Genomic DNA, 25,871 nt, shown 5'->3' with positions numbered 1-25,871 from the left:
GGCCTGGCATGAACAACTTTTTTAAGGTCACTGCGCTCGCTGGCATGCTGTTACTGGCAGGCCAGTCGTTCGCCGTGGACGACATCACTCGTGCTGACCAGATTCCAGTTCTTAAGGAAGAGCCTCAGCATGCAACGGTCAGCGAGCGTGTAACGTCTCGCTTTACCCGTTCTCATTATCGCCAGTTCGATCTCGACAATGCGGTCTCGGCGAAGATTTTCGACCGCTATCTCAATCTGCTGGACTACAGCCACAATGTGCTGCTGGCCAGCGACATCGCGCAGTTTGAATCGCGTAAATCGCAGGTCGGTGACGAACTGCGCAGCGGCAAACTGGACGTTTTTTACGATCTCTACAATCTGTCGCAAAAACGCCGTTTTGAGCGCTATCAGTATGCGCTTAAGGTGCTTGAGCGCCCGATGGACTTCACCGGCAATGACACCTACAACCTTGACCGCAGCAAAGCGCCGTGGCCGAAGGACGAGGCAGAGTTAAATGCGCTGTGGGACGGTAAAGTCAAATATGACGAGCTGAGCCTCAAGCTTGCCGGAAAAGATGAAAAAGAGATCCGTGACACGCTGACTCGCCGCTACAAGTTCGCGATTCGTCGTCTGGCGCAGACCAACAGCGAAGACGTGTTCTCCCTGGCAATGACGGCATTTGCCCACGAAATCGACCCGCACACCAACTATCTCTCCCCGCGCAATACCGAACAGTTCAATACCGAAATGAGCCTGTCTCTGGAAGGTATCGGTGCGGTACTGCAAATGGATGATGACTATACGGTCATTAACTCCATGGTGGCAGGCGGCCCTGCGGCGAAGAGCAAAGCGATAAGCGTTGGCGATCGTATCGTTGGCGTCGGCCAGACCGGTAAAGCGATGGTTGATGTGATCGGCTGGCGTCTGGACGACGTGGTTGCGTTGATCAAAGGTCCTAAAGGCAGCAAGGTGCGTCTGGAAGTGTTGCCTGCTGGCAAAGGAACCAAAACCCGCATCGTGACGCTGACGCGCGAACGTATTCGTCTTGAAGATCGCGCCGTGAAGATGTCGGTGAAAAATGTCGGCAAAGACAAAGTTGGCGTGCTGGATATTCCCGGCTTTTACGTGGGCCTGACGGACGACGTGAAAGTTCAGCTTCAGAAGCTGGAAAAACAGAACGTAAGCAGCATTGTTATCGATCTGCGCAGCAACGGCGGTGGTGCACTGACGGAAGCCGTTTCGCTTTCCGGCCTGTTCATTCCATCTGGTCCCGTAGTGCAGGTGCGTGATAACAACGGTAAAGTGCGTGAAGACAGCGATACCGATGGCGTGGTGTATTACAAAGGCCCGCTGGTGGTGCTTGTTGACCGCTTCAGCGCCTCGGCATCAGAAATCTTTGCTGCGGCAATGCAGGACTACGGCCGTGCGCTGATCGTCGGTGAACCAACCTTCGGGAAAGGCACCGTGCAGCAGTATCGCTCGCTTAACCGTATCTACGATCAGATGCTGCGCCCTGAGTGGCCGGCGTTGGGTTCCGTACAGTACACCATCCAGAAGTTCTACCGTATCAACGGCGGCAGTACGCAGCGTAAAGGTGTTACGCCGGATATCATGATGCCGACAGGCAGCGAAGAGACGGAAACCGGCGAGAAGTTCGAAGATAACGCTCTGCCGTGGGACAGCATCAATGCTGCAACCTACGTCAAAACGGGTGATATGACGCCGTTTGGTCCGGAACTGCTGAAGCTGCATAACGATCGTATCGCCAAAGATCCGGAGTTCCAGTACATCATCAAAGATATTGCACGCTTTAACGCGCTCAAAGCGCGTCGCAATATCGCCTCACTGAATTACGCTCAGCGTGAGAAAGAGAATGAGGAAGATGACGAAACTCGCCTGGCGCGCATCAACGATCGCTACAAGCGTGAAGGTAAGCCGCTGCTGAAAAAACTCGACGATCTGCCGAAGGATTATCAGGAGCCGGATCCGTATCTGGATGAAACCGTTCATATTGCCGATGACCTCGCCGGTATGGAAAAAGAGAGTCCAGCGGTAACCCCTCCCGCAAGTAAATAACCTCCTACAGGCACAAGAAATTGTGCCTGTTTTTTTATCTGCCTTTTAAACGCGTCAGCGAGTTGCAACATAATGTAAAGTTGTGTCTTTCTCGTGACTTAGCGCCCTCTGATAGTTGAAAATCCTCGTAAGACCCATACGATATGGGTACTCGCATAGTGCGTTTTGTTACAACGAGGTTAAAGAATATTATGATGCGAATCGCGCTTTTCCTGATGACTAACCTGGCGGTTATGGTCGTCTTCGGGCTGGTGCTAAGCCTGACAGGAATTCAGTCAAGCAGCATGACGGGGCTGCTGATTATGGCGCTGCTTTTCGGTTTTGGTGGCTCGATTGTGTCGCTGATGATGTCGAAATGGATGGCGCTGAAATCGGTCGGCGGCGAAGTTATCGAACAGCCACGCAACGAAACTGAGCGCTGGTTAATGAATACCGTCGCACAGCAGGCCCGCCAGGCGGGGATTGCCATGCCGCAGGTTGCGGTATATCACGCGCCGGATATCAACGCTTTTGCAACCGGCGCACGCCGTGATGCATCGCTGGTTGCGGTCAGCACTGGCCTGCTGCAAAACATGAGCCGTGACGAAGCCGAAGCGGTTATCGCACACGAAATCAGCCACATCGCCAACGGTGACATGGTGACGATGACCCTGATCCAGGGCGTCGTGAACACCTTTGTGATTTTCATTTCCCGCGTTATCGCCCAGATTGCCGCAGGTTTCCTTGGCGGAAACCGCGATGATGGGGAGAGCAGCAATGGTAACCCGCTGATTTATTTCGCGGTCGCCACGGTTCTGGAACTGGTGTTCGGTATCCTGGCCAGCATCATCACCATGTGGTTCTCCCGTCATCGTGAGTTCCATGCGGATGCAGGCTCGGCGAAGCTGGTAGGCCGTGAGAAAATGATTGCTGCCCTGCAGCGTCTGAAAACCAGCTATGAACCGCAGGAAGCCAGCAGCATGATGGCGTTTTGCATCAATGGTAAAGCGAAGTCCATGAGCGAACTGTTCATGACGCACCCGCCGCTGGATAAACGTATCGAAGCACTGCGCAGCGGCGAATACCTGAAATAACCGAATTCACAGCACGACACTAAAGCAAAGCGCCTCAATTGAGGCGCTTTTTTTACGTTTGTATTCAGGCAGATACGCGGGGTTGAGTGACGCGCAGCCCGCTGACAATTGCCGCGACAACCGCAAGCGTTCCCGCGAGCAAAAGCGATGTGTGTGTACCATGAGTACCAAACAGGTTGAACATCAGCGCCACCAGCGCTGCGCCGGTACTCTGTCCTAACAATCTCGCTGTACCGAGCATACCGCTGGCACCGCCGCTGCGATGGCGCGGCGCGGCGGAGACAATCGTGTGATTGTTCGGCGACTGGAACAGACCAAAGCCTGCGCCACAGAGCATCATGCGCCAGATGATATCCACATCGTGCGGCGAAGCGGGCAGAAGCGCCAGGGCAAACAAACCGCTCGCCATCACCGCCAGTCCCAATGCGCCGAGCAGGCCCGCGTGCACTTTTTCGATGAGATACCCGGCAAGCGGAGCCATCACCATCGTCGCGAGCGGCCATGGCGTCAGCAGCAGGCCGGTTTCGACTTCGCTTCGTCCCATCACGGATTGCAGGAAGAAGGGCAAAGAAACCAGCGCCAGCATTTGTGCACAGAAAGAGCAGATTGAGGTGCAAATTGAAAGCGAGAAAAGCGGGATGCGCAACAGATCTACCGGCAACAGTGGAACGGGGAGCCGTAGCTGGCGGCGAACGAAGAAGAATCCGACAATCAGCATCACGGCCAGTTCGCCCAGAACCAGCGCTTTTGACTGACCCTGAGCAAATCCGCTCAGCGCAGAGATGAGCAGCCCGAATGTCAGGGCGTTCATAATGGCGCTGGGCAGATCAAAACGTGAGGCCTGGCTGCGGGCCGGGTTGGCGGGCAAAAAACGTACCGCCAGAATAAACGAGACGATCCCCAGCGGCACGTTAATCAGAAACAGCCACTGCCACGATGCCACAGAGAGGATCGCAGCGGCGATAGTCGGCCCTGCCGCTGAGGAGACGGCAACGATAAATGAGTTGATGCCCATCCCGCGGCCCAGAAAGCGCTGCGGATAAATCAGGCGTATTAGCGCGGTATTCACGCTCATCAGCGCAGCACCGCCGAGACCCTGCGCGACTCGAGCCAGGGTCAGCATTTCAAGCGAATGCGACAAAGCACAAACAAGCGAGGTACAGGTAAACACCACCAGGCCATATTTATAGATGCGCCGGTAGCCAAACATATCGCCGAGAAAAGCGAGACTCAGAAGCGATATAACAATCGCTATCTGATAGGCGTTCACAATCCAGATTGACGCTGCAGGAGACGCGTGTAAATCGCTGGCGATCGTGGGAAGCGCAACGTTGGCGATAGCGCCATCGAGAACCGCCATCGAAATACCGAGCACGATCGTCAGAATGGCGCCATAACGTTGCGGCAACGGCAGGCCATCAGGGGCTGTTTTATCCATGTGAAAAATACATCTTCGATGAAATCATTATGCAGGTAATGATTTTAGCATTGATTATTCGGCAGTATGTCGCAGATTTGTAACGAAGTGACAGAAGAGTGATTGCGGTGGAAGGGGCGTGAAATTATAATAAAAACCAGTTCTGATTTTTATAAAACAGTCACGGTGAGGTGATTAATGGCAGTTGCAGATTTGGATAAACAGCCAGATTCTGTCTCTTCTGTATTGAAGGTTTTTGGCATTCTGCAGGCGCTTGGTGAAGAGCGTGAGATAGGGATTACTGAGTTATCGCAGCGCGTGATGATGTCGAAAAGTACGGTTTATCGCTTTTTGCAGACCATGAAGTCTTTGGGTTACGTGGCGCAGGAAGGCGAGTCTGAAAAATACTCCCTGACGCTTAAGCTGTTTGAGCTGGGTGCTCGTTCACTGCAAAACGTCGACCTGATCCGCAGTGCGGATATTCAGATGCGTGAGCTCTCACGCCTGACTAAAGAGACGATCCATTTGGGCGCGCTGGATGAAGACAGCATTGTCTATATCCATAAGATCGACTCAATGTACAACCTGCGTATGTATTCGCGCATTGGTCGTCGTAACCCGCTTTACAGCACGGCTATCGGCAAAGTGCTGTTGGCCTGGCGTGACCGCGAAGAAGTGAAGCAAATTCTTGAACATGTTGAGTACAAGCGCAGCACTGAGCGCACCATTGCCAACACTGAAGAGCTGCTTCCGCTGCTGGATAAAGTTCGCGAGCAGGGATACGGTGAAGATAACGAAGAGCAGGAAGAAGGGCTGCGCTGCATTGGGGTGCCGGTCTTTGACCGTTTTGGCGTGGTGATTGCCGGGTTGAGTATTTCATTCCCGACGCTGCGCTTCTCCGAAGAACGACTGCACGAATATGTCGGCATGCTGCACACGGCGGCGCGTAAAATTTCTGAACAAATGGGATATAACCACTACCCGTTCTGATTCGCAGGCAGAATGCAAAAACGCCGCAGTGAGCGGCGTTTTTTTAGGGATAGCGATGACGATTAACCGTTATCTACCACAACTTTGCTCTTGCGCAGTAATGGGCAATCGGTCAGGCCGATGATACCGCTGTCGCTATGAACATACTGCGCAGTGCTGGTGCCGCGAGCCGTCAGGTATTTACATTGCAGACCCAGACCGCCCACATTTTCATTGCTGCCAATCAATATGCCGTAGCCAGTTAACAGTAAGCCGATCCAGAGTATTGCCAGTACAATAATTGTACGAAGAGTAAAGCGCATCATTAGCCTCAGTATTAGTGCTGTTTATGGGCATTAGGTTAGTTTGTTCACGCTCTGAAACAAGTCGATGATTCCGAAAATGAACTGACTCCTTTACAGTTAGCCGCCGTTTAAGGTTAGCGTGCTAATCTGTTCACAAACAGGTAAAGCGGAGCGTGGAGTGAAAAAATTAAGGTGGGCTGTTCTGATTGTTGTTGTTCTGGTTGTTTGTCTTTTGCTGTGGACTCAGACGATCAACGTGCTTTGCGATCAGGATGTCCAGTTTTTCAGCGGTATCTGCACCATCAATAAATTCATTCCCTGGTAAGCTTTTTTCTTACAGGACATTTCCTTCCTCAGGCCGAGTGATAGAATGATGGCTCCAATTTGAGGTGGTGAAATGGTTGATCTAATGAATGCCGGAATGTTGAATCTGGCCTCCCTGGCGGTCTCTCTGCTGGTGCTGGTTGTTGGCTTGGTGCTATGGTTTTTTGTTAACCGGGCGAGCTCGCGAACGGACGAGCAGATTGAACTTCTGGAAGCTCTGCTGGATCAGCAGAAACGTCAAAACGCCTTACTGCGTCGTCTTTGTGAAGCAAATGAACCGGATAAAGAAGAGCCGGTGAAAGCGGTGGAACAGGATAAGGCGCAGGACGAGGATGATGATTTTATCCGTCTGGTGGCGGAGCGCTGATCGTCTTCCCGGCGGCAGCGCAGGTTACTGCCGGGATACTCATCTGCTATAACCGTTTATTATGAGCTAGCACAAACTCATCTCACACTTTCCTTGCTATTTGCTCCCGAAAGTTGTCAAAAAAATTTAATTCTTTAAAGAATCATCTGACAATCTCTTCCGGTAAATCAGCGAAACGTTTTTATTGCCTCATGATGAGGCAGCACCAGCATATTTTCATTATTCTGGCGCAGCGTCATTTATATTTAATATTCACGACCAGACTGCCATTTATAAGCTATTGGTTCTTCAGATGAAGCATAGTTATGCACAAAAAGCCTGAGTTTAGAAAAATCTTGCGTTTAAGCGCCTGTAATCTGGCGGAAGCGAAGCCGTTGAGCTATCGTAAAAAAGTCGCAAAAGTAACCAGCCTGCGTGGTATTTACTCTGGGCATTAGCAGGCAGGCGGGGCCTGAACGTTCGCATAATTGTGCAGGCGATCGACACTCCGTTCGGCGATCTGTGCGACCGATCGAGACATGTTTAAAAATGGCTTGCCATTATTAACGTTGTATGTGATAACACGTTTTGGGTTAAACGAGGTACAGTTCTGTCTATGTGTGGCATTTTCAGTAAAGAAGTCCTGAGTAAACACGTTGTCGTTGAATACCGCTTCTCTGCCGAACCTTATATTAGTGCCTCATGCAGTAATGTCTCAGTTTTATCTCTGTAAGTGCCCACGGGCGAAGAAAACACTCTAAGGAATTTTGCAAATGGCAAAGATTAAAGGTCAAGTTAAGTGGTTCAACGAGTCTAAAGGTTTTGGTTTCATTACTCCTGCTGACGGCAGCAAAGATGTGTTCGTACACTTCTCTGCAATCCAGGGTAATGGCTTCAAAACTCTGGCTGAAGGCCAGAACGTTGAGTTCGAAATTCAGGATGGCCAGAAAGGCCCTGCAGCGGTTAACGTTACTGCTATCTGATTACGAATCCACTGATCTCATTTGACGTCAGCCATAAAGCCTCGCATCTGTGGGGCTTTTTACGTTTATAACAAAATGTTTCCGTATCCCTTCCTGGTCGCACCTGGTTGCAAAACCACATCATTATTAGCATTGTTTCGCGGTTATCCCGGCCTCTTTTCACGTTAAATCATCAGGTTGTAATTCAAAATCTGGAGCCGGAGTGCAAAACCATCGCCGTCATTTCACCCCCGTCCGTTTTGGACTGGTGTGCTTAGGTATTTGTTGTTGTCTGGGGCTGCTGTTGGCCCGTGTGGGCTGGCTGCAAATTATTTCCCCCGATAACCTGGTGAAGCAGGAGGATATGCGTTCACTTCGTGAGGAGCCGATTGAAGTACCGCGCGGAATGATTACCGATCGGGAAGGGCGACCTTTAGCCGTCAGCGTACCCGTCAGCGCGATATGGGTAGATCCCCAAACGCTTCTGTCAAAAGGTGGCGTCGGCTACGACGACCGCTGGCAGGCTCTTGCCACCGCGCTGCACACCTCGCTTGCCGATCTGACGACCCGCATTTCGCAACACCCGCATTCCCGGTTCCTGTATCTCGCCCGCCAGGTCGATCCGCAGCAGGCGGACTGGATCGATAAGCTGCATTTGCCGGGTATTAATCTGCGCGATGAATCCCGTCGCTTCTATCCCGCCGGACATGTAGCGGCAAACCTGATTGGCTTTACCAACATCGACGATCAGGGCATAGAAGGGGTCGAGAAAAGCTTCAATACCCAGCTCCAGGGCAAGCCCGGGCTTCGGCTGGTGCGAAAAGATCGCCACGGAAGCGTGATTGAGAATCTTACTGAGCAGGCCGCTGTCCCCGCGCATAATCTTCAGCTCAGTATCGATGAACGTCTGCAAACGGTCACGGAAGATGCGCTCGATAATGCGGTGCGCTGGAATAAAGCGGAATCCGGCGCGTCGGTGCTGATTAAAATTGATACGGGCGAAATTCTCTCCATGGCGAGCTATCCCGACTTCAACCCGAATAACCGGGAGAAAGCCACGCTGGACGATTTCCGCAATCGTGCCATCAGCGATACGTTCGAACCGGGCTCAACGGTGAAACCTCTGGTGATCATGACGGCACTTCAGCAGGGCATCGTTCAGCCGGACAGCGTGGTCGATACGCATCCTTATACTCTCGATGGTCATCGCATTCGCGACGTCGGTTTCTACCCTGAACTGAGCCTGACGGGGATCCTGCAAAAATCGAGCGATACCGGCGTGTCGCATTTATCGCTGGCCATGCCGATTCAGCGCCTGCTGGACACGTATCAGGGCTTTGGGTTTGGGCAACCAACGGGGTTAGGATTGACCGGCGAAAGCCAGGGGCTGTTGCCGCAGCGCCGGTACTGGGGGCAGCTTGACCGCGCTACGTTCTCTTTCGGCTATGGTTTAATGGTCACGCCACTCCAGCTGGCACACGTATACGCAACGATTGGCGGCTTCGGCATTTCTCGCCCGCTGTCGATTACCCGTATCGACCCGCCAGTGTTGGGGCATCGCGTGATGTCGGACGAAATCGTGCATGAAGTTGAACACATGATGGAAAGTGTTGCACTTCCGGGCGGCGGCGGTACCAAGGCGGCGGTTCATGACTATCGCGTCGCCGTGAAAACCGGAACAGCGAAAAAAATTGGCCCTGATGGGAAATATATCGATAAATACATCGCCTATACGGCAGGTGTGGCACCGGCCAGTAACCCGAAATATGCGCTGGTCGTGGTGATTAACGATCCTGAAAACGGTAAGTATTACGGTGGGGCTGTATCTGCTCCGGTATTCAGCCAGATCATGGGGGATGTTCTGCGCCTGGAAAATGTTATGCCGGACGGCATTGCTCCGGGCTCTGACAACTTAATCGTCATGCACCATAACGACTCGCTCGCTCCAGCGCTGTAATTCATTCACCTGAAGGGCGAATAGCGTTACACTTTCGCCCTTTCAATCAGACCGGAGTCATCATGTCCTGGAGTTGTCCTCTCTGTCACGCGCCCCTTGCTCGCCATAACAACAGCTATATTTGCCCTCAGCGTCATCAGTTTGATCTGGCGAAAGAAGGGTACATTAATCTGTTGCCTGTGCAGCATAAGCGGTCGCGCGATCCGGGTGACAGCGCAGAGATGATGCAGGCGCGCCGTGCGTTTCTCGACGCCGGTCATTATCTGCCGCTGCGGGAAGCCATCTGCGAAATACTCAGAGAGGCTGAGCCTGAATCGGTGCTGGATATTGGCTGCGGGGAAGGCTATTACACTCACGCTTTCGCGGCTATTGCCAAACAAACGTGGGGGCTGGATGTGTCGAAGGTCGCCGTGCGCTATGGCGCGAAACGTTATCCGCAGGTCGATTTTTGCGTGGCCTCAAGCCAGCGCCTACCTTTCAGCGACGCCTGCATTGATGCCGTGGTGCGAATTTACGCCCCTTGCAACCCGCAGGAACTTGAGCGCGTTGTCAAAACGGGCGGAGTGGTCATCACCGCAACGCCTGGGCCGCGCCATCTGATGGAGCTGAAAGGACTGATTTATGATGAAATCCGCCTGCATGAGGAGAACAGCGAAACGTTGCCCGGGTTTGAAAAAGTCGCACAGCACCAGGTGGCGTATCCGATGCGATTAACGGGCAGCGAGGCGGTGGCACTATTGCAGATGACGCCTTTTGCATGGCGAGCAAAACCAGAAGTGTGGGAAAAGCTGGCAGGGCTTGAGGCGTTTGACTGCCAGACCGATTTTCTTATTCAGGTCTGGCAGAGAAAGGACTAACCGTAGAAGTGGCTCCAGAGGATCTGCACGCCAATCCCAATCAGTACCAGACCACCGAGAATTTCGGCGCGTTTACCCAGTAGCGGGCCGATAAAACGGCCGACCATCATGCCGATGGTCGTCATGATAAGCGTCGCACAGCCAATCATCAGCGCGGTGAAGATAATATTGACCTGCAGGAAGGCAAGGCCGACGCCCACGGCCATTGCATCCAGGCTGGTGGCGATGGCCGTGGTCACCAGTAGCCAGAAACCGTGACGGCTTGGGGCTTTTTCTTCTTCATCTTCGTTACCGCGCCAGCCCTCAATCAGCATTCGCCCGCCGAGGAAGACCAGTAACACGAAGGCAATCCAGTGGTTCCACTCCAGGATGAACTGGCTGGCCAGCATGCCAAGACCCCAGCCGACAAGCGGCGTGATGGCTTCTACTGTGCCGAAAATCAGGCCTGTACGCAGTGCTTCGGAGAATTTGGGTTTGTGCAGCGAAGCGCCTTTGCTTATCGAGACGGCGAACGCGTCCATCGACATACCGAGGGCTAAGAGGATAGTGGCTGAGAGATTCATCGCTTGTCCTGACCGGGGAAATATCCATATGACATACCGCTGCCCCCAGTAAAAATACGTCACATCCGACGTATAGCAGTGATATGTCTATGGTCTCGCCTGCTCATCTTGTGATGAACCGTACGTGCCACGTTTTGCAACGAGTATGTTGACACGTACATTTCCGGGAAAGGAAATCGGCTACTCCCCAACGACGGGCGCAACCTTAACATAATTTGAGAAAATAAAACAATAACAAAAAACGGTTATTAAAATTGTCAAGTGATAACGATTTTCATTTGAATTTAACGGTGATGAAAACGTTAATTAATATGAGGTGGAAAAAGGAGGGGATATAGCCATGGCTATAATACGCGCTGCGCACAATAACGGCATATATAGCCATTGCTATAATTTTAATTTACTGATTTGAAACAAGTTTGTAAATTCTGTCGAGGTCGTCGATATTCCTTACACGTACCAGTAAACGACGCTGTTCTAATTGCATCACCAGAACACCGTCTTCAGATAAATTCATTGCTTTGACGCGTGGCCACGCAATCCATGCGCTGGAAAAGAAAAAGCCATCCTGTTTAAAAATGATTTTTGGCGTGCGGATCCAGAACAGATATAACCCCATTAACGCCAGCGCACATAATAACCATGTGGTTATTAATTGACCGTGGGCATTAACGTTCTGATAAATAAGAATCGCCACCAGGCCGACAAAAATAATCCCGTCGACGCGGCCGCGGCGGAGCAGGGGGATTGCCAGCAGAACGGGACCTTTCAGACGCGGCATGATGAATTGATCGTAAATGGCCCAGGCCAGCAGCGCCACGATAAACAGGACAAGCACCCAGTCCGTGATAGTCATTACCCCTCCAGAAATGAAAACCGGGGCCAAAAAGGCCCCGGTTATGGACAGCAGAATTACAGACCCAACAGGCCTACAGCATAGCCCGCGATACCGATGATGAAGAAGCCAACGATAATCCACAGCGGGTTCACTTTCTTACGCAGCAGCCACATGCAGGCGAAGGTCAGCAGCAGCGGCACCAGGCCCGGCATCAGCTGGTCAAGGATAGTCTGCACGGTGGTCACACGAGTTTGCCCATCTTGGCCGGTGATGGTCGACACCACCAGCGGAATGTTCACGTGCGTCCACTTGTTAACCAGGGCCCCCATGACAAACAGGCCGAGGATTGACGCCCCCTCAGTCAGCTTCTGCAGGAAGCCGCCGCCCATATCTTTAACGATGTCCACACCTTTACGGTAGCCGTAAGCCACCCCGTAGTAACGGGTTGCCAGACGGACAACGTTGAAGAGGATGAAGAACAGCAGAGGACCGAGCAGGCTACCGCTCATCGCGATACCCGCACCGAGCGCGGCGAAGACCGGACGCACGGTACCCCAGAAGATAGGGTCACCCACGCCAGCCAGCGGACCCATCAGACCGACTTTGATACCGTTTATGGCACCATCGTCAATCTCTGCGCCGTTAGCACGCTGCTCTTCCATCGCGAGTGTTACGCCGAGAACCGGCGCGGCAACGTACGGATGGGTGTTAAAGAATTCCAGGTGACGCTTAATTGCCTGACGACGCGCTTCGTTGTTTTCCGGATACAGGCGTTTGATAGCCGGCACCATGGAGAAGCAGAAGCCCAGCGCCTGCATACGTTCGAAGTTCCATGAGCCCTGGAAAAGGTTAGAACGAATGAACACGCCACGGATATCGCTCTGAGTCAGTTTTTTCTCAGGAGTCGTTTTTGTCATATCAACCATTTCGCTCACCTGTTAGTCCAGTTGGTTATCGAGATCGTTGTTAGCAGCCTGTACCGGGCCACCTGCAACACGATTGTATTTCGGGCTCAGCTGGATATACAGAATTGCCATAACTGCACCAATCACACCCAGAGCAACCAGGTTGAAGTTGGTGAATGCCGCGGTAACGAAGCCGAGGTAGAAGAACGGCATCAGGTAGCCGGCACGCATCATATTGATAACCATTGCGTAACCAACAACCACGATCATGCCGCCTGCGATGTTCAGACCGCCGGTCACGACTTCAGGGATCGCATTCAGCATGCTCTGAACTTCGCTGGTACCGACAGAGATAGCGACGATAACTGCAGGGATTGCAATACGCATCGCCTGCAGGAACAGGGATGATACGTGGATCCAGGAAAGGGCCGTGAGGTTGCCGTTATCTGCTGCTTTATCCGCCGCGTGCTGGAAGGCAACGGTGATAGTACGCACGATAATGGTCAGAACCTGGCCTGCTGCGGCCAGTGGGATAGCCAGCGCGATACCGGCACCGATGCTTTGGTGACCCGCGATAACCAGAACGGTAGAGATGATGGACGCCAGTGCTGCATCCGGCGCAACGGCTGCACCGATGTTCATCCAGCCCAGGGCGATCATTTCCAGGGTACCACCGATGATAATACCGGTTTTCATGTCACCGAGGACTGCACCAATCAGGGTACAGGCCACCAGCGGACGGTGGAACTGAAATTCATCGAGTACGGATTCCATACCTGCGATACACGCGACGACGAACACCAGCACAATCTGAAGAGTGGTAATCTCCATTGTACTTCTCCTATAACGTAAGCCTTAAGTGAGAAAATTCAGCGAGCGACAGGGCAGGTTATTTGCCAACCTTGCCAATCAAATCCATCATTTTCAGTCTCTGGTCGGTAGACACTTTACGTGCTTCGAGCTCAATGCCACGGGCATTCAGCTTCTTGAACGCTTCGATATCTTTCTCATCAACCGAAATGGCGTTGTTGACCTGCGTTTTGCCCTGGCGGAATGCCATCCCGCCGATGTTGACGGAGGTGATTTTCACACCCTGCTCAACGATGCGTTCGACGTCAGTCGGGTTAGTAAACAGCAGCATCACGCGCTCACCGGCATACTGCGGGTTGTTGTATACGCGGATCATTTTCGCGATATCAACCACGTGTGCCGTCACGCCTGGAGGCGCAACCTGAGTCAGCAGCGTTTTACGCACTGTGTCGGCGGCAACTTCATCGCTGACAACGATAATGCGGGTCACATTGGTTTCTTTGGTCCAGCGGGTCGCAACCTGTCCGTGAATCAGACGGTCATCGATACGCGCAAGGCCAATGACCATGTAGTCATTCGGGCCCATCGGTTTAGCTGGCACGTTCGCTTTCGGGGCCGCAGCCACAGGTGCTGCTTTCACCGCCGGTTTTGCCTTCAGCGCTTTCACGCCTTCCCGGCCGGTTTCGACCGCCAGCGCCACCAGTTCGTCGAAGCTTGGGTTGTCGTCACGCGCCATCAGCGTTTCGACCAGCATAGGAATGTTTACGCCCGCGATAACTTCATGATGCTCTTTATCGACGACAATACGGCTTGCAGCGTTGAACGGGCTGCCACCCCATGTATCGACGAGAAACAGCACGCCTTTACTGGTATCCAGTTTTGCAAGCTGCGCGTTGTACTTCTCGATCAGCGTTTCTGCATTCTCGCCTGGAACGAAGTCGATCCAGCCGATGTTTTCCTGCTCGCCCAACAGCATTTCTGCCGTTTTCAAAAGCTGTTCTGCAGCCCAACCATGTGTGCCTATTACAATAGCAATCGTCACTTGCTACCTCCTTTATTATCGTTACGACAAAACCACTGCCGTTTAATGAACCGCTGGCTTTCACCGAATCGATTCAGATAGGGGTTAGAGATGAATAACTCATTACATCCGTGAATTATTTTAGATAGTGAAAAAATAATTAATGTGATGAAGATCCGTAATTTACTCATCCGGAAACGATAATTTTGGAGCGCAAAAAATCATCGCGTAAACCCTTCGGATGAATGCAAAAAGACGTAAATATTTTTCCAGTTATCCGGTCTGTCTGATATGTTTACGTTCCGTTTAAACACTCAGGAGTATAGGGCATAGCCCGCAATATGGACCGTCACCGACGCCAGCTTCCCTTCAGGCACGCTGCTGCCACGCATTCACCCCTTTTTTACCGCACCGAGATAGTCACGTCTGTTTTTGACAGGGCGATGACAGGCATTGCCTTTAGCAGGAGTCATTCATGGAACTGATAATGGATCCTTCAATCTGGGCTGGCCTGCTGACGCTGGTCGTCCTCGAGATTGTGCTGGGTATTGATAACCTGGTGTTTATCGCCATTCTCGCCGACAAGCTGCCGCCAAAGCAGCGTGATAAAGCGCGCCTGATCGGCCTGTCGCTGGCGCTGGTCATGCGCCTGGTTCTGCTGTCGGTTATCTCGTGGATGGTGACGTTGACCCGGCCGTTGTTCAGCGTCTGGGACTATGCCTTCTCGGGGCGTGATTTAATCATGCTGTTCGGCGGTATCTTCCTGCTGTTCAAAGCCACAACGGAGCTGCACGAACGGCTGGAAAACCGTCAGCATGACGCTGGCCACGGCAAAGGCTATGCCAGTTTCTGGGTGGTTGTGGCACAGATTGTGGTGCTTGATGCGGTGTTCTCCCTCGACGCGGTGATTACGGCTGTCGGTATGGTGAACCATCTTCCGGTGATGATGGCGGCGGTCGTGATCGCAATGGCCGTGATGCTGCTTGCCTCGAAGCCGTTGACGAACTTCGTCAACCAGCATCCGACGGTGGTAGTGCTCTGTCTGAGCTTCCTGCTGATGATTGGCCTGAGCCTCGTTGCGGAAGGTTTTGGCTTCCATATTCCGAAAGGCTACCTGTACGCGGCGATTGGCTTCTCGATCGTCATCGAGCTGTTCAATCAGATTGCCCGTCGCAACTTTATTAAGCACCAGTCGAACGTGCCGCTGCGTGCCCGCACTGCAGATGCAATCCTGCGCCTGATGGGCGGCCGCAAACAGACCGTTGTGCAGCATGATGCTGAAAACCCGGTCGCGGTACCCGTGCCGGAAGGGGCGTTTGCCGATGAAGAACGTTACATGATTAACGGCGTGCTGACCCTGGCTTCCCGTTCACTGCGCAGTATCATGACGCCACGCGGTGAAATCAGCTGGGTGGACATTAGTCTCAGCGACGATGAAATTCGCCAGCAGTTGCTCTCCTCTCCGCACAGTCTGTTCCCGGTATGTCGCGGTGAACTGGATGAAATTATCGGTATCGTACGCGCCAAAGAAATGCTGGTAGCGCTCGAAGCGGGTGAAGACGTTGCCGCGATGGCCTCTGCAACGCCTGCGATTGTGGTGCCGGAAACGCTGGATCCGATTAACCTGCTTGGCGTGCTGCGTCGTGCCCGTGGAAGCTTCGTGATCGTCACCGACGAATTCGGCATGATTCAGGGGCTGGTGACGCCGCTGGACGTCCTGGAAGCCATTGCCGGTGAGTTCCCTGATGCCGATGAAACGCCTGAGATCGTCACTGACGGCGATGGCTGGCTGGTGAAGGGAGGAACGGATCTCCATGCGTTACAGCAAACACTGGGTCTGGACACGCTGCTCAGCAATGACGATGACATTGCCACCGTGGCGGGCTGGGTGATTGCCCACAACGGCCATATTCCCCAGGTGGGCGATGTGCTGAGTCTGAGCCCGCTGGACATCACCATCGTCGAAGCGAACAACTACCGCGTGGATCTGGTTCGGGTGGTGAAACAACCTTCGTTGTACGACGAAGAAGAGTAATCCTCAAAGAATAACGGGCAGCACATGCCCGTTATGTTTCTTCGGCGGCAGAGTTCCGCCTGCCAGCCAGTGCGGAAACTCCGCCAGCGGCATGGGCTTCGCATAAAGATATCCTTGTAAAACATGCACGCCGTGCAGACGCAGATAATGTGCCTGCTGCGGCGTTTCCACACCTTCTGCTACCAGCTCGATATTCAGGCGTTGGCCGAGCGAAATAATAATATCCGTTACCGTGGAATTCACCGCATCGGTGCCAATCGCGTTGGTAAAGGATTTATCGATTTTGAGGATGTTGGGGCGCAGCTGTTCCAGCCACGACAGGGCGCTGTTCCCGGTGCCAAAATCGTCGATCGCCAGACGCACGCCTTTGCGGTGTAGCTCGCGTACAAGTCGGTAATCAACGCCCTGCAGGCTGTCACGTTCGGTAACTTCCAGAACCAGCTGTTGTTTGGGATGAGCGGTAAACCAGTACTGGTTCACGTCGCGCAGAAGCACTCCTTGCAAAAAATGGCTGGAGGCGACGTTAATGCTGATATGAAACTGCGGGTCGGCCGGAAAATAATCGATCTGACGAATCGTTTCCACGAACACATAGCGGGTCAGTGGTGCAATGAGGTTCTCGCGTTCGGCGACAGGAATAAAAACCTCTGGTGAAATCCAGCCAAGACGTGGGTTTTTCCAGCGCAGCAGAATTTCCACGCCGGTGCACTGCTGGCTACGGGTATCCAGCTGCGGCTGGCAATAAAGCTCAAATTCGCGCTGTGCCATGCCATGGATGATTTCACGGGTAAAGCTGAGCCGTCCGGCGGTGGCAATCCATGCTACGGAACTCAAAAGCAGGGCAAGGATCACCGCCAGCGGCGCCTGGGAAGGAAGGTCTTCAAGTGCGAGCATGCCCGCACCGGGCGTGGTCACGCTGATGCTGAAAGGAAAAAGTTCAGACTGACGTGTGACCATCTGCTCGTCATCGGCCAGCCGAAACGTGTCGCTGATGCCCTGTGATTCGCTGTAATAGCGGTGTCCAACGGACACTACCACCCGACGGATTATCGGTTCCTGGGGTTCCAGCAGCAGCGAGCTCAGCAGATGAATATTGATAGTCAGCATGACGCCATCTTCGCCGTCCTGCGAGGCGGGATACCACTGAATAAGAATAGGGGAGTTTTTAAGCAGCGTTTCATCCGTTGCCAGCAGCAGTCTGGGTTGCGGATCGGGCAGCGAAAGCTGGCGCTGACGCAGGACGACGTCCCGGTCGCCAAACACGCTGGAGCAATAGAGAACGCCGGATTTAACCAGCGCAATGGAACGCAGCGTTTGCATGGCTGCCGCCTGTTTACGAAGCGGCAGATGAACGTTGTCGCAGGGCTGACCGACGAGGCTGACCAGCTCATGGCGTTTGCCTGCAATCGGCATCAAAATCTTGTCGAAGCTGTCTACGGCATGACGTGCGTATGCATCAATGCGCAGCTGATTTAAGTCGCGCTGTGAAATAAATCGCAGGCCAAACGTCAGCAGCAAAACGATCAGCGCCACCATCAGAGAGATGATGATTCGCTTGCGGCGGTATCCCTTAATCAGATTCTGGGCTGTATGCATGACTGACGCTCACTTGGCGACCGCCAACTCAATTGTTAGCGTCAACAGAGCAAGTGTAGTGCTCTGCGGATAAAAAAAGAGGGGAGGGTAAAAAAATCGCCCATCTGTAGGAGATGGGCGAGGAGGGATTAGTCACACTGTACTTTGATGGCCAGGCCGCCCCGCGACGTTTCGCGGTATTTGGCGTTCATGTCTTTGCCGGTTTCGTACATGGTTTCGATGACCTTATCGAGCGAAACGCGCGGCTCACTCGTGCGGCGCATTGCCATACGCGCGGCGTTAATTGCCTTCACGGAGGCGATGGCGTTACGTTCGATGCACGGCACCTGAACCTGCCCGGCAACCGGGTCGCACGTCAGGCCGAGGTTGTGTTCCATCCCGATTTCAGCCGCCACGCAAACCTGTTCAGGGCTGGCACCCAGCAGCTCGGCCAGACCCGCAGCGGCCATTGAGCAAGCGACGCCCACTTCACCCTGACAGCCAACTTCAGCACCAGAAATAGAGGCGTTCATCTTGTACAGGGCACCGATCGCTCCGGAGGCCAGGAAGTAGCGAATATAGCTTTCCGGGCTGACGGGTTCGATAAAGTGATCGTAATAAGCCAGCACGGCCGGAACGATGCCGCAGGCGCCGTTGGTCGGAGCCGTTACTACGCGGCCACCGGCGGCGTTTTCTTCGTTCACCGCCAGCGCGAACATATTGACCCAGTCGACTACCGTCATCGGATCGCTGTTAGTCTTGTCCTGGCTCACCAGCATACGGCGCAGTGCAGCGGCGCGACGCGGTACGCGCAGCGGGCCAGGCAACACACCTTCCGTATTCAGACCGCGGTCAATACAGGCCTGCATGGTCTGCCACACGTTCGCAAAATAGTCTTCAATCTCTTTCTTACTGTGCAGCGCCAGTTCGTTCTGCATCACCATGCCGGAGAGCGACAGGCCGGTTTCTTTGCAGTAGTCGAGCATCTCTTTGGCGGAGTTGAACGGGTAAGGCACGGTGACATCACCGCTGGTATCCTTGCCGAAATGCTCTTCGTCGACGATAAAACCGCCGCCGATGGAATAGTAGGTTTTGCTGTAGATAACCTTATCACCCGCGAAAGCGTGAATGGACATGCCGTTCTCATGCAGCGAAAGGTTGTCACTTCGAAAGCGCATGCCGTCGTCCTGCGGAAAATCAACTTCGCGGCGACCGTTCGCCAGCAGCAGACGTCCGCGGGTTTCCACGTCGCGAATAAACGCCGGAATAGCGTCGATATCTACGGTGTCCGGCATGTTGCCCGCCAGACCCATAATGATGGCGATATCAGTATGGTGGCCTTTACCGGTCAATGACAGTGAACCATAAACGTCAACCGCTACGCGGGTCACGTCATCGATCATTCCCTTTTCGACCAGATCATCGACGAACTGCTTCCCGGCCTTCATTGGGCCAACAGTATGGGAAGATGAGGGGCCAATCCCCACCTTGAACATGTCGAATAGACTAATCACTTTAACACTCCTGACAGGGTTACCGGAAAGCTCCGATAACGATGTAATAACTGCGCATAGTGTAAGAGGGAACCGGTAACGCAGCTTAACTATTCACATGAATTAAACTAATGCTTCACCCCGATTTTACTAATAGCGTGGGGTGGATCGCATAAGCCGTTATCCACAGTATAGTTAAGGTTTCATGCCAATTTGCACGGCCAGCTCACGAATAATCCCGGCGGTCATTCCCCAGACAAAATAATGCTGATACCAGGAGAGCCAGACGCGATGTGAGTTACCGCGACGGTGGATATCGAGCGGATGATAGCGCCCAAGGCGCAGGGCTTCGGCCAGCGGCATTTCGAAGACGGCAGAAACTTCATCGACGCTGGCGTGATAGTGCAAATCGGGCGGAATAATGCCGACGACGGGGGTCACCTGAAAACCCGTCACGCTGTCTACGGGTGGCAGTACGCCAAGGATTTCAACCGATTCCGGGGGAATCGCCACTTCTTCCTGCGCCTCGCGCAGGGCAGCTGCGATCAGGGAGGCGTCACCGCTGTCAACGGCTCCGCCGGGAAAGGCAACCTGTCCGGCATGCTTGCGCAGCTGCGAGGAGCGTTTGGTCAGCAGCAGGCCCGGTACCTCACGACGCACTATTGGGATCAGCACCGCGGCTTTGCGCTGATTTAGCGAGGCTTTCGTTGGCTGTGGGCGCAGAAGCTGAAAGCGGGAGATAAAATCGTCAAGCTTAAGGTCCGGGTGTGCCATCGGTTACGACTCCAGTTGCTGCAAAATGCGGTTCACTTTATCAAAAGTTTCCTGATATTCCGCCTGCTCGTCGCTGTCAGCCACAATGCCGCCGCCCGCGGAACAGACGATTCTGCCGCCTGTTGCCGTCAGCGTACGAATGGTGATGCTGGTGTCCATATTGCCGCACAGGCTGATATAGCCAATGCTGCCACACCAGGCATTGCGGCGATGGGGCTCGAGTTCATCGATGATTTCCATCGCCCGGACCTTAGGCGCGCCGGTGATGGAGCCGCCGGGAAACGCCGCGCGCAGCAGATCGGTGGCGTGGAGCGATTCCGGCAGTTTGGCGGTAATCGTACTCACCAGATGATGCACTGCCGGGAACGGCTCAACCACGAAGAGCTCCGGTACTCGCACGCTACCGGGTACCGCCACGCGGCCAATATCGTTGCGCATCAAATCGACAATCATCAGGTTTTCGGCCCGATCTTTTGGCGATGAGCGAAGTTTTTCAGCCTGCTCAGCATCTGCGCCGGGATCGGCCTGGCGCGGCAGCGTGCCTTTGATGGGGCGTGTCTGAATTTGCTGACCTTCAAGCTGAATAAAGCGCTCAGGGGAAAGGCTCAGAATGGCACTCTCCTTCAGGCGAATAAAGGCGCTGAATGGCGCCCGGTTGGCCTGATTGAGCCGGCAAAACGCCTGCCATTCGTCACCGGAATAACGGGCTTCAAAGCGCTGTGCCAGATTGACCTGATAACAGTCGCCGCTTTGCAGATACGCTTGTACCTGGCGAAATTTCTCGCCGTAGGCTTCGCGCGTCATGTTTGAGCGCCAGGCCGAGGTCAATGTAAACGGTTTAGCATCGGTGACTTGCTGTGCTTCAAGCCATTTGAGGCGGACATGAGGGTCATCGTGACTCAGCAGCGACACGCGCTGACGCTGATGATCGACAATCAGCGCCCAGCGATAAATGCCGACGGCCATGTCCGGCATGTGAATATCAGCCTCTGCGCTTTCAGGCAGCGTTTCGAAACGTCGGCCAAGATCGTAGCCGAACAGGCCCAGCGCGCCGCCCTGGAAGGGGCGCTCGGGATGTGAGGCAACCGGTAATTCGCAGGCTGCCAGCGTCTGTTTTAACAACGCTAACGGATCGGCTGGCGACTCTGTTTGCTCTCCATCGTGGGTAATCAGCGTGAGTGCTCCTCGCGTTACCAGCGTGACAACCGGATCGGCAACGAGAATATCAAACCGGTTATGAGCGTGTTCGGCAAACCCTGAGTGCAGCAGCATCGCCCAGGGCTGAGCGGAAAGGGGAGTGAAATAGTGTTCAGCGGCGTCGGCACGCCAGGGCAGCGTAATCACAGCAGGGGACAACATCGACCTCAATCCATCTGACGCCGCCCGCTGGCTAATGTGCAGGCGGCATGAAATAATAAGCGCCCACAATGTATCAGGAGTTCACCATGTTTGCAGGATTACCTTCACTGAGTCACGACCAGCAGCAGAAAGCGGTCGAACGTATCCAGGAGTTAATGTCTCAGGGGATGAGTAGCGGACAGGCAATTACGTTAGTGGCCGAAGAGCTACGCGCCAGCCACACCGGTGAGCGGATAGTGGCGCGCTTTGAGGACGAAGACGAGTAGTAATAGAATACCGTGCGGCCTGATGCCCTCACCCCAACCCTCTCCCACAGGGAGAGGGCGCAAACATAAAACCCTGTTGCGGGCAACAGGGCTGCGATTTATACGGCTGCTACAATCTTAATCTCAACCTTATACTGTGGCTTCATCAGCCCGGCCTGCACGGTGCAGCGCACTGGCGCATGCCCGGCAACCACCCACGCGTCCCAGGCCTTGTTCATTGCAGCGAAATCCGCTTTATCGGCGAGAAAAATGGTCGCATCCAGAATGCGTGATTTATCGCTGCCCTGTTTTTCCAGAATCGCATCAATCTGCGCTAGGGTATTGGCGGTCTGTTCGAACGCATCGGCGTCGAGATTTTCCGGCACGCCGGTGTAGTAGAGAGTCTGGTTGTGGATCACCACGTCAGACCAGCGGGCTTCGGCATCAATTCGTACGATTGTCATCTTAGTTTCCTTCGTCGGTTTTCCTTCAAACGCCCGCAAGATTGCCACAATGTCGACATCACGTCATCCTTCAGGCTGGTACAACTCGCCCCGCGCTGACATAATCACTGTCCAGATTTACAGGGGGCAGTGTGACGGACGATTTTGCAACAGACGGGCAGTTAGCCAAAGCGATACCCGGTTTTAAACCGCGTGAACCGCAGCGTCAGATGGCGCAGGCAGTGGCGGAGGCCATCAAAGAAACGCGTCCGCTGGTGGTGGAAGCGGGTACCGGCACGGGCAAAACCTACGCCTATCTGGCCCCTGCGCTGCGCGCAAAGAAGAAGGTCATTATCTCCACTGGCTCTAAAGCGCTACAGGATCAGCTCTACAGCCGCGATCTGCCAACCGTCGCCAAAGCCCTGAAATTTACCGGCAGGCTGGCCTTGCTGAAAGGCCGCTCCAACTACCTGTGCCTTGAGCGTCTCGAACAGCAGGCGATTGCCGGGGGCGATCTCCCCGTCCAGACGCTGAGCGACGTCATTATTCTGCGAAGTTGGGTGAACCAGACCGAAGACGGCGACATCAGCACCTGCGTCAGCGTGGCGGAAGATTCCCAGGCGTGGCCGCTGGTGACCAGTACCAACGACAACTGCCTCGGCAGCGACTGCCCACTGTATAAAGATTGCTTTGTGGTCAAAGCGCGTAAAAAGGCGATGGATGCCGACGTGGTGGTGGTCAACCATCATCTCTTCCTCGCCGACATGGTGGTGAAAGAGGGGGGCTTTGGTGAACTGATTCCCGAAGCGGAAGTGATGATTTTCGATGAAGCCCATCAGCTGCCGGACATCGCCAGCCAGTATTTCGGTCAGTCGCTCTCCAGCCGTCAGTTGCTCGACATGGCGAAAGACATCACTATCGCTTACCGCACCGAAGTGAAAGACACCCAGCAGCTGCAAAAATGTGCCGATCGTCTGGCCCAGGCGACGCAGGATTTCCGCCTGCAGCTCGGCGAACCGGGCTATCGCGGCAACCTGCGTGAACTGCTGGCAGATAGCGGCATTCAACGCGCACTGCTGCTGCTCGATGATGCGCTTGAGCTCTGCTATGACGTGGCAAAACTCTCACTTGGCCGTTCGGCCCTGCTCGACGCCGCCTTTGAGCGAGCCACGCTGTACCGCGCCCGCCTCAAGCGACTGAAAGAGATTAACCAGCCGGGCTACAGCTACTGGTATGAGTGTACGTCCCGGCATTTCACCCTGGCGCTCACGCCGCTCACGGTGGCCGATAAATTCAAAGAAGTGATGGCGCAGAAAGAGGGGAGCTGGATCTTCACCTCGGCAACCCTGTCGGTAAACGACGATCTGCACCATTTCACGGCGCGCCTGGGGATTGATGAGGCTGAATCTCTGCTGTTGCCGAGCCCGTTTGATTACGAAAAACAGGCGCTGCTCTGCGTGCCGCGAAATTTGCCGCTGCCTAATCAGCCCGGCGGTGCGAAACAGCTGGCCGCGATGCTGCGCCCAATGATTGAGGCCAACAACGGCCGCTGCTTTATGCTCTGCACCTCGCACGCCATGATGCGTGACCTTGCTGAACAGTTCCGTTCAATACTCGATCTGCCTGTGCTGTTGCAGGGGGAAACCAGCAAGGGTCAGCTTTTACAGCAGTTCGTCAGCGCGGGGAATGCCCTGCTGGTGGCGACCAGCAGCTTCTGGGAAGGGGTGGACGTACGCGGCGATGCGCTGTCGCTGGTGATCATCGACAAACTGCCGTTTACCTCGCCGGAAGATCCGCTGCTGAAAGCGCGAATGGAAGATTGCCGTCTGCGGGGCGGCGATCCGTTCGATGATGTGCAGCTTCCGGATGCGGTGATTACCCTCAAGCAGGGCGTCGGGCGCCTTATCCGCGATATTGACGACCGCGGCGTACTGGTCATCTGCGATAACCGCCTGGTGATGCGCCCCTACGGCGCGGTGTTCTTATCCAGCCTGCCACCGACCCCGCGCACCCGTGATATCAGCCGGGCCGTGCGTTTTCTCGCCGGTCTCTCTGTGGGGTAATTTACGGCGAACTGTGATAAGATGCGCGCCATTTTGTTGACCCGCTATTGCGAGAGCGCGACGTCCTATGCGAATTCTGGCTATTGATACCGCCACAGAAGCCTGTTCTGCGGCTTTGTGGAATGACGGTGCCACCACGGCTCACTTCGAGCTTTGCCCCCGCGAACACACTCAACGTATTCTGCCGCTGGTGCAGGATATTCTCACCGAAACCGCTACTGCCCTGACCGACCTCGACGCCCTGGCGTTTGGCCGTGGGCCAGGCAGCTTTACCGGCGTCCGTATCGGCATCGGCATCGCCCAGGGACTGGCGCTTGGTGCAAATTTGCCGATGATTGGCGTGTCGACGTTGGCGACTATGGCGCAGGGTGCATTCCGTAAAACGGGGGCAACCCGCGTGCTGGCTGCCATTGACGCCCGCATGGGTGAAGTCTACTGGGCCGAGTATCAGCGTGATGAACAAGGCGTCTGGCACGGCGAAGCGACCGAAGCCGTGCTGAAACCTGAAGCCGTTAACGCCCGGTTGAAGCAGCTTGACGGCGAGTGGGCTACAGTGGGTACAGGCTGGCAGGCCTGGCCGGATATGGCGAATGACACCGCTGTGACGCGGGTAAACGGCGATACGCTGTTGCCGGAAGCAGAAGACATGTTGCCGCTGGCTTGTCAGCTTTTCGCCGCGCGCAAAACCGTTGCCGTCGAACAGGCTGAACCTGTTTATTTACGTAATGAAGTGGCGTGGAAGAAACTTCCCGGTCGGGAATGAATCTTAGTGACATAAGCACTGAGAAATAAAGGAGTCTCATCATGGCGAGTCGCAAACAGGTAGTACGTGGGTTACTGGCTGGGCTGGTCATTGCCGCGCTAAGTGGATGCGTGTCGGTACCGGATGAAATCAAGGGCACGAGCCCGACGCCACAGCAGGATTTGGTTCGCGTAATGGCTGCGCCGCAGCTTTATGTCGGCCAGGAAGCCCGCTTCGGTGGCAAAGTGGTGAATGTTAAAAACCAGACCGGTAAAACCCGTCTGGAAATTGCCACCGTGCCGCTCGATGAAGGCGCGCGCCCGGGCCTGGGAACCCCTTCCCGTGGCCGTATTTATGCGGATGTAAACGGCTTCCTCGACCCGGTTGATTTCCGCAATCAGCTGGTCACCGTCGTCGGACCGATTACCGGCACCGCGAAGGGGAAAATTGGCGACACCGAATACACTTACATGGTGATGCAGGCGAACGGCTACAAGCGCTGGCGCGTGACGCAGCAGGTCGTAATGCCTCCTCAGCCGATTGACCCCTACTGGGGCGGCGGCTGCTATCACCATCGCTGTGGTTACGGCTACGGCGGCTGGGGCTGGTATAACCCGGGCCCGGCGCAGGTGCAGACCATCGTGACTGAATAATGCATTGTTTTTAAATCGTTTTGAGACAGCGGCTTGTCCGCTGTTTCTTTTTGTCGGGCAGGACTCCCGTTCATAAGAAAAATAA

General features: G+C 54.3%; 25 protein-coding genes, 1 pseudogene and 1 riboswitch. Of the genes and pseudogenes, 14 read left to right on the top strand and 12 right to left on the bottom strand.

Annotation, left to right across the window (positions count from 1 at the left end; translation table 11 throughout):
• Positions 1–8 precede the first annotated feature (8 nt).
• Together prc and htpX are read left to right on the top strand one after the other, a co-directional pair.
• Positions 9–2,057, top strand: coding sequence for a carboxy terminal-processing peptidase (gene prc / locus AB1287_RS18240; protein ID WP_435618687.1), 2,049 nt, complete (start codon positions 9–11; stop codon positions 2,055–2,057).
• A gap of 191 nt (positions 2,058–2,248) precedes the next feature.
• Positions 2,249–3,130 (top strand): protease HtpX, encoded by an 882-nt coding sequence (htpX, locus tag AB1287_RS18235; protein WP_312625945.1) that lies wholly within the window; start codon positions 2,249–2,251, stop codon positions 3,128–3,130.
• A gap of 64 nt (positions 3,131–3,194) precedes the next feature.
• Here the strand turns inward: htpX and AB1287_RS18230 are convergent, their stop codons facing one another.
• Positions 3,195–4,568: an MFS transporter gene (locus AB1287_RS18230; RefSeq protein ID WP_435618686.1), complete on the bottom strand. Its 1,374-nt coding sequence runs from the start codon at positions 4,566–4,568 to the stop codon at positions 3,195–3,197.
• 177 nt (positions 4,569–4,745) lie between these two features.
• On the opposite strand from AB1287_RS18230, the gene kdgR reads away from it, so the two are divergent.
• Positions 4,746–5,537 (top strand): DNA-binding transcriptional regulator KdgR, encoded by a 792-nt coding sequence (gene kdgR / locus AB1287_RS18225; RefSeq protein ID WP_312625943.1) that lies wholly within the window; start codon positions 4,746–4,748, stop codon positions 5,535–5,537.
• Positions 5,538–5,599: 62 nt separating this feature from the next.
• Here kdgR and AB1287_RS18220 read toward each other — a convergent pair whose 3' ends face one another.
• A complete protein-coding gene (locus AB1287_RS18220) occupies positions 5,600–5,839 on the bottom strand; it encodes a YobH family protein (RefSeq protein WP_312625985.1) in 240 nt (79 codons plus the stop codon).
• 160 nt (positions 5,840–5,999) lie between these two features.
• On the opposite strand from AB1287_RS18220, the gene mgrB reads away from it, so the two are divergent.
• From mgrB to rlmA, 6 genes and pseudogenes are all read left to right on the top strand, one after another.
• Positions 6,000–6,146 carry a PhoP/PhoQ regulator MgrB gene (gene mgrB / locus AB1287_RS18215; protein WP_312625942.1) on the top strand — a complete coding sequence of 49 codons (147 nt, stop codon included), beginning with the start codon at positions 6,000–6,002 and terminating at the stop codon, positions 6,144–6,146.
• Positions 6,147–6,218: 72 nt separating this feature from the next.
• Positions 6,219–6,512, top strand: a complete 294-nt coding sequence (locus AB1287_RS18210) for a YebO family protein (RefSeq protein ID WP_435618685.1) — start codon at positions 6,219–6,221, stop codon at positions 6,510–6,512.
• A gap of 595 nt (positions 6,513–7,107) precedes the next feature.
• Positions 7,108–7,252 (top strand): annotated as a pseudogene (locus AB1287_RS18205) (DUF2627 domain-containing protein).
• 12 nt (positions 7,253–7,264) lie between these two features.
• Entirely contained in the window at positions 7,265–7,474 is a 210-nt protein-coding gene (gene cspE / locus AB1287_RS18200; RefSeq protein ID WP_001062678.1) for a transcription antiterminator/RNA stability regulator CspE, read from the top strand.
• A gap of 202 nt (positions 7,475–7,676) precedes the next feature.
• A complete protein-coding gene (gene ftsI, locus AB1287_RS18195) occupies positions 7,677–9,410 on the top strand; it encodes a peptidoglycan glycosyltransferase FtsI (protein ID WP_312625940.1) in 1,734 nt (577 codons plus the stop codon).
• Between the two features lie 62 nt (positions 9,411–9,472).
• A complete protein-coding gene (gene rlmA / locus AB1287_RS18190) occupies positions 9,473–10,267 on the top strand; it encodes a 23S rRNA (guanine(745)-N(1))-methyltransferase (protein WP_312625939.1) in 795 nt (264 codons plus the stop codon).
• Here the strand turns inward: rlmA and mntP are convergent.
• The 5 genes from mntP to manX form a co-directional block, all read right to left on the bottom strand.
• Positions 10,264–10,830 (bottom strand): manganese efflux pump MntP, encoded by a 567-nt coding sequence (gene mntP, locus AB1287_RS18185; RefSeq protein WP_435618684.1) that lies wholly within the window; start codon positions 10,828–10,830, stop codon positions 10,264–10,266. The two genes, rlmA and mntP, sit on opposite strands and share 4 nt — an antisense overlap.
• Positions 10,831–10,835: 5 nt before the next feature.
• A riboswitch (yybP-ykoY riboswitch) is annotated at positions 10,836–11,031 on the bottom strand.
• Between the two features lie 199 nt (positions 11,032–11,230).
• On the bottom strand, positions 11,231–11,686 hold the full coding sequence (locus AB1287_RS18180; protein WP_312625937.1) for a DUF986 family protein: 456 nt from the start codon (positions 11,684–11,686) through the stop codon (positions 11,231–11,233).
• A 56-nt stretch (positions 11,687–11,742) separates the two neighbouring features.
• A complete protein-coding gene (locus tag AB1287_RS18175) occupies positions 11,743–12,594 on the bottom strand; it encodes a PTS mannose transporter subunit IID (RefSeq protein ID WP_312625935.1) in 852 nt (283 codons plus the stop codon).
• 12 nt (positions 12,595–12,606) lie between these two features.
• Positions 12,607–13,404 carry a PTS mannose/fructose/sorbose transporter subunit IIC gene (locus AB1287_RS18170; protein ID WP_312625933.1) on the bottom strand — a complete coding sequence of 266 codons (798 nt, stop codon included), beginning with the start codon at positions 13,402–13,404 and terminating at the stop codon, positions 12,607–12,609.
• A 58-nt stretch (positions 13,405–13,462) separates the two neighbouring features.
• Complete coding sequence (gene manX, locus AB1287_RS18165) at positions 13,463–14,425, bottom strand: PTS mannose transporter subunit IIAB (RefSeq protein ID WP_312625931.1); 963 nt, start codon at positions 14,423–14,425, stop codon at positions 13,463–13,465.
• A gap of 454 nt (positions 14,426–14,879) precedes the next feature.
• Between manX and yoaE the strand changes: the two genes are divergently transcribed.
• Positions 14,880–16,439, top strand: a complete 1,560-nt coding sequence (yoaE, locus tag AB1287_RS18160; RefSeq protein ID WP_435618683.1) for a CNNM family cation transport protein YoaE — start codon at positions 14,880–14,882, stop codon at positions 16,437–16,439.
• Between the two features lie 3 nt (positions 16,440–16,442).
• On the opposite strand, the gene AB1287_RS18155 is transcribed toward yoaE, so the two are convergent.
• From AB1287_RS18155 to pabB, 4 genes are all read right to left on the bottom strand, one after another.
• The gene (locus AB1287_RS18155) at positions 16,443–18,035 is read right to left on the bottom strand and encodes an EAL domain-containing protein (RefSeq protein WP_435618682.1); all 1,593 of its coding nucleotides are present in this window, start codon (positions 18,033–18,035) and stop codon (positions 16,443–16,445) included.
• Positions 18,036–18,163: 128 nt separating this feature from the next.
• The gene (gene sdaA, locus AB1287_RS18150) at positions 18,164–19,528 is read right to left on the bottom strand and encodes an L-serine ammonia-lyase (protein WP_312625928.1); all 1,365 of its coding nucleotides are present in this window, start codon (positions 19,526–19,528) and stop codon (positions 18,164–18,166) included.
• Positions 19,529–19,702: 174 nt separating this feature from the next.
• Positions 19,703–20,281, bottom strand: coding sequence for a CoA pyrophosphatase (locus tag AB1287_RS18145; RefSeq protein WP_312625927.1), 579 nt, complete (start codon positions 20,279–20,281; stop codon positions 19,703–19,705).
• 3 nt (positions 20,282–20,284) lie between these two features.
• Positions 20,285–21,640 (bottom strand): aminodeoxychorismate synthase component 1, encoded by a 1,356-nt coding sequence (gene pabB, locus AB1287_RS18140; protein ID WP_435618681.1) that lies wholly within the window; start codon positions 21,638–21,640, stop codon positions 20,285–20,287.
• Positions 21,641–21,726: 86 nt separating this feature from the next.
• Here pabB and AB1287_RS18135 point away from each other — a divergent pair, with 86 nt between their 5' ends.
• Entirely contained in the window at positions 21,727–21,906 is a 180-nt protein-coding gene (locus AB1287_RS18135; RefSeq protein WP_312625925.1) for a YoaH family protein, read from the top strand.
• A gap of 98 nt (positions 21,907–22,004) precedes the next feature.
• On the opposite strand, the gene AB1287_RS18130 is transcribed toward AB1287_RS18135, so the two are convergent.
• Entirely contained in the window at positions 22,005–22,349 is a 345-nt protein-coding gene (locus tag AB1287_RS18130; RefSeq protein WP_319627893.1) for a RidA family protein, read from the bottom strand.
• A gap of 131 nt (positions 22,350–22,480) precedes the next feature.
• Here AB1287_RS18130 and AB1287_RS18125 point away from each other — a divergent pair, with 131 nt between their 5' ends.
• From AB1287_RS18125 to AB1287_RS18115, 3 genes are all read left to right on the top strand, one after another.
• A complete protein-coding gene (locus tag AB1287_RS18125) occupies positions 22,481–24,391 on the top strand; it encodes an ATP-dependent DNA helicase (RefSeq protein ID WP_435618680.1) in 1,911 nt (636 codons plus the stop codon).
• Between the two features lie 67 nt (positions 24,392–24,458).
• Positions 24,459–25,154 carry a tRNA (adenosine(37)-N6)-threonylcarbamoyltransferase complex dimerization subunit type 1 TsaB gene (gene tsaB, locus AB1287_RS18120; RefSeq protein WP_435618679.1) on the top strand — a complete coding sequence of 232 codons (696 nt, stop codon included), beginning with the start codon at positions 24,459–24,461 and terminating at the stop codon, positions 25,152–25,154.
• Between the two features lie 41 nt (positions 25,155–25,195).
• Complete coding sequence (locus tag AB1287_RS18115) at positions 25,196–25,786, top strand: Slp family lipoprotein (protein WP_435618678.1); 591 nt, start codon at positions 25,196–25,198, stop codon at positions 25,784–25,786.
• Positions 25,787–25,871 lie beyond the last annotated feature (85 nt).

The sequence above is a fragment of the Scandinavium sp. UTDF21-P1B genome (assembly GCF_040750395.1).
Lineage (GTDB): Bacteria > Pseudomonadota > Gammaproteobacteria > Enterobacterales > Enterobacteriaceae > Scandinavium.
The sequence above is the reverse complement of the archived record's forward strand: the minus strand, read 5'-3'. Positions and strand labels throughout refer to the sequence as shown.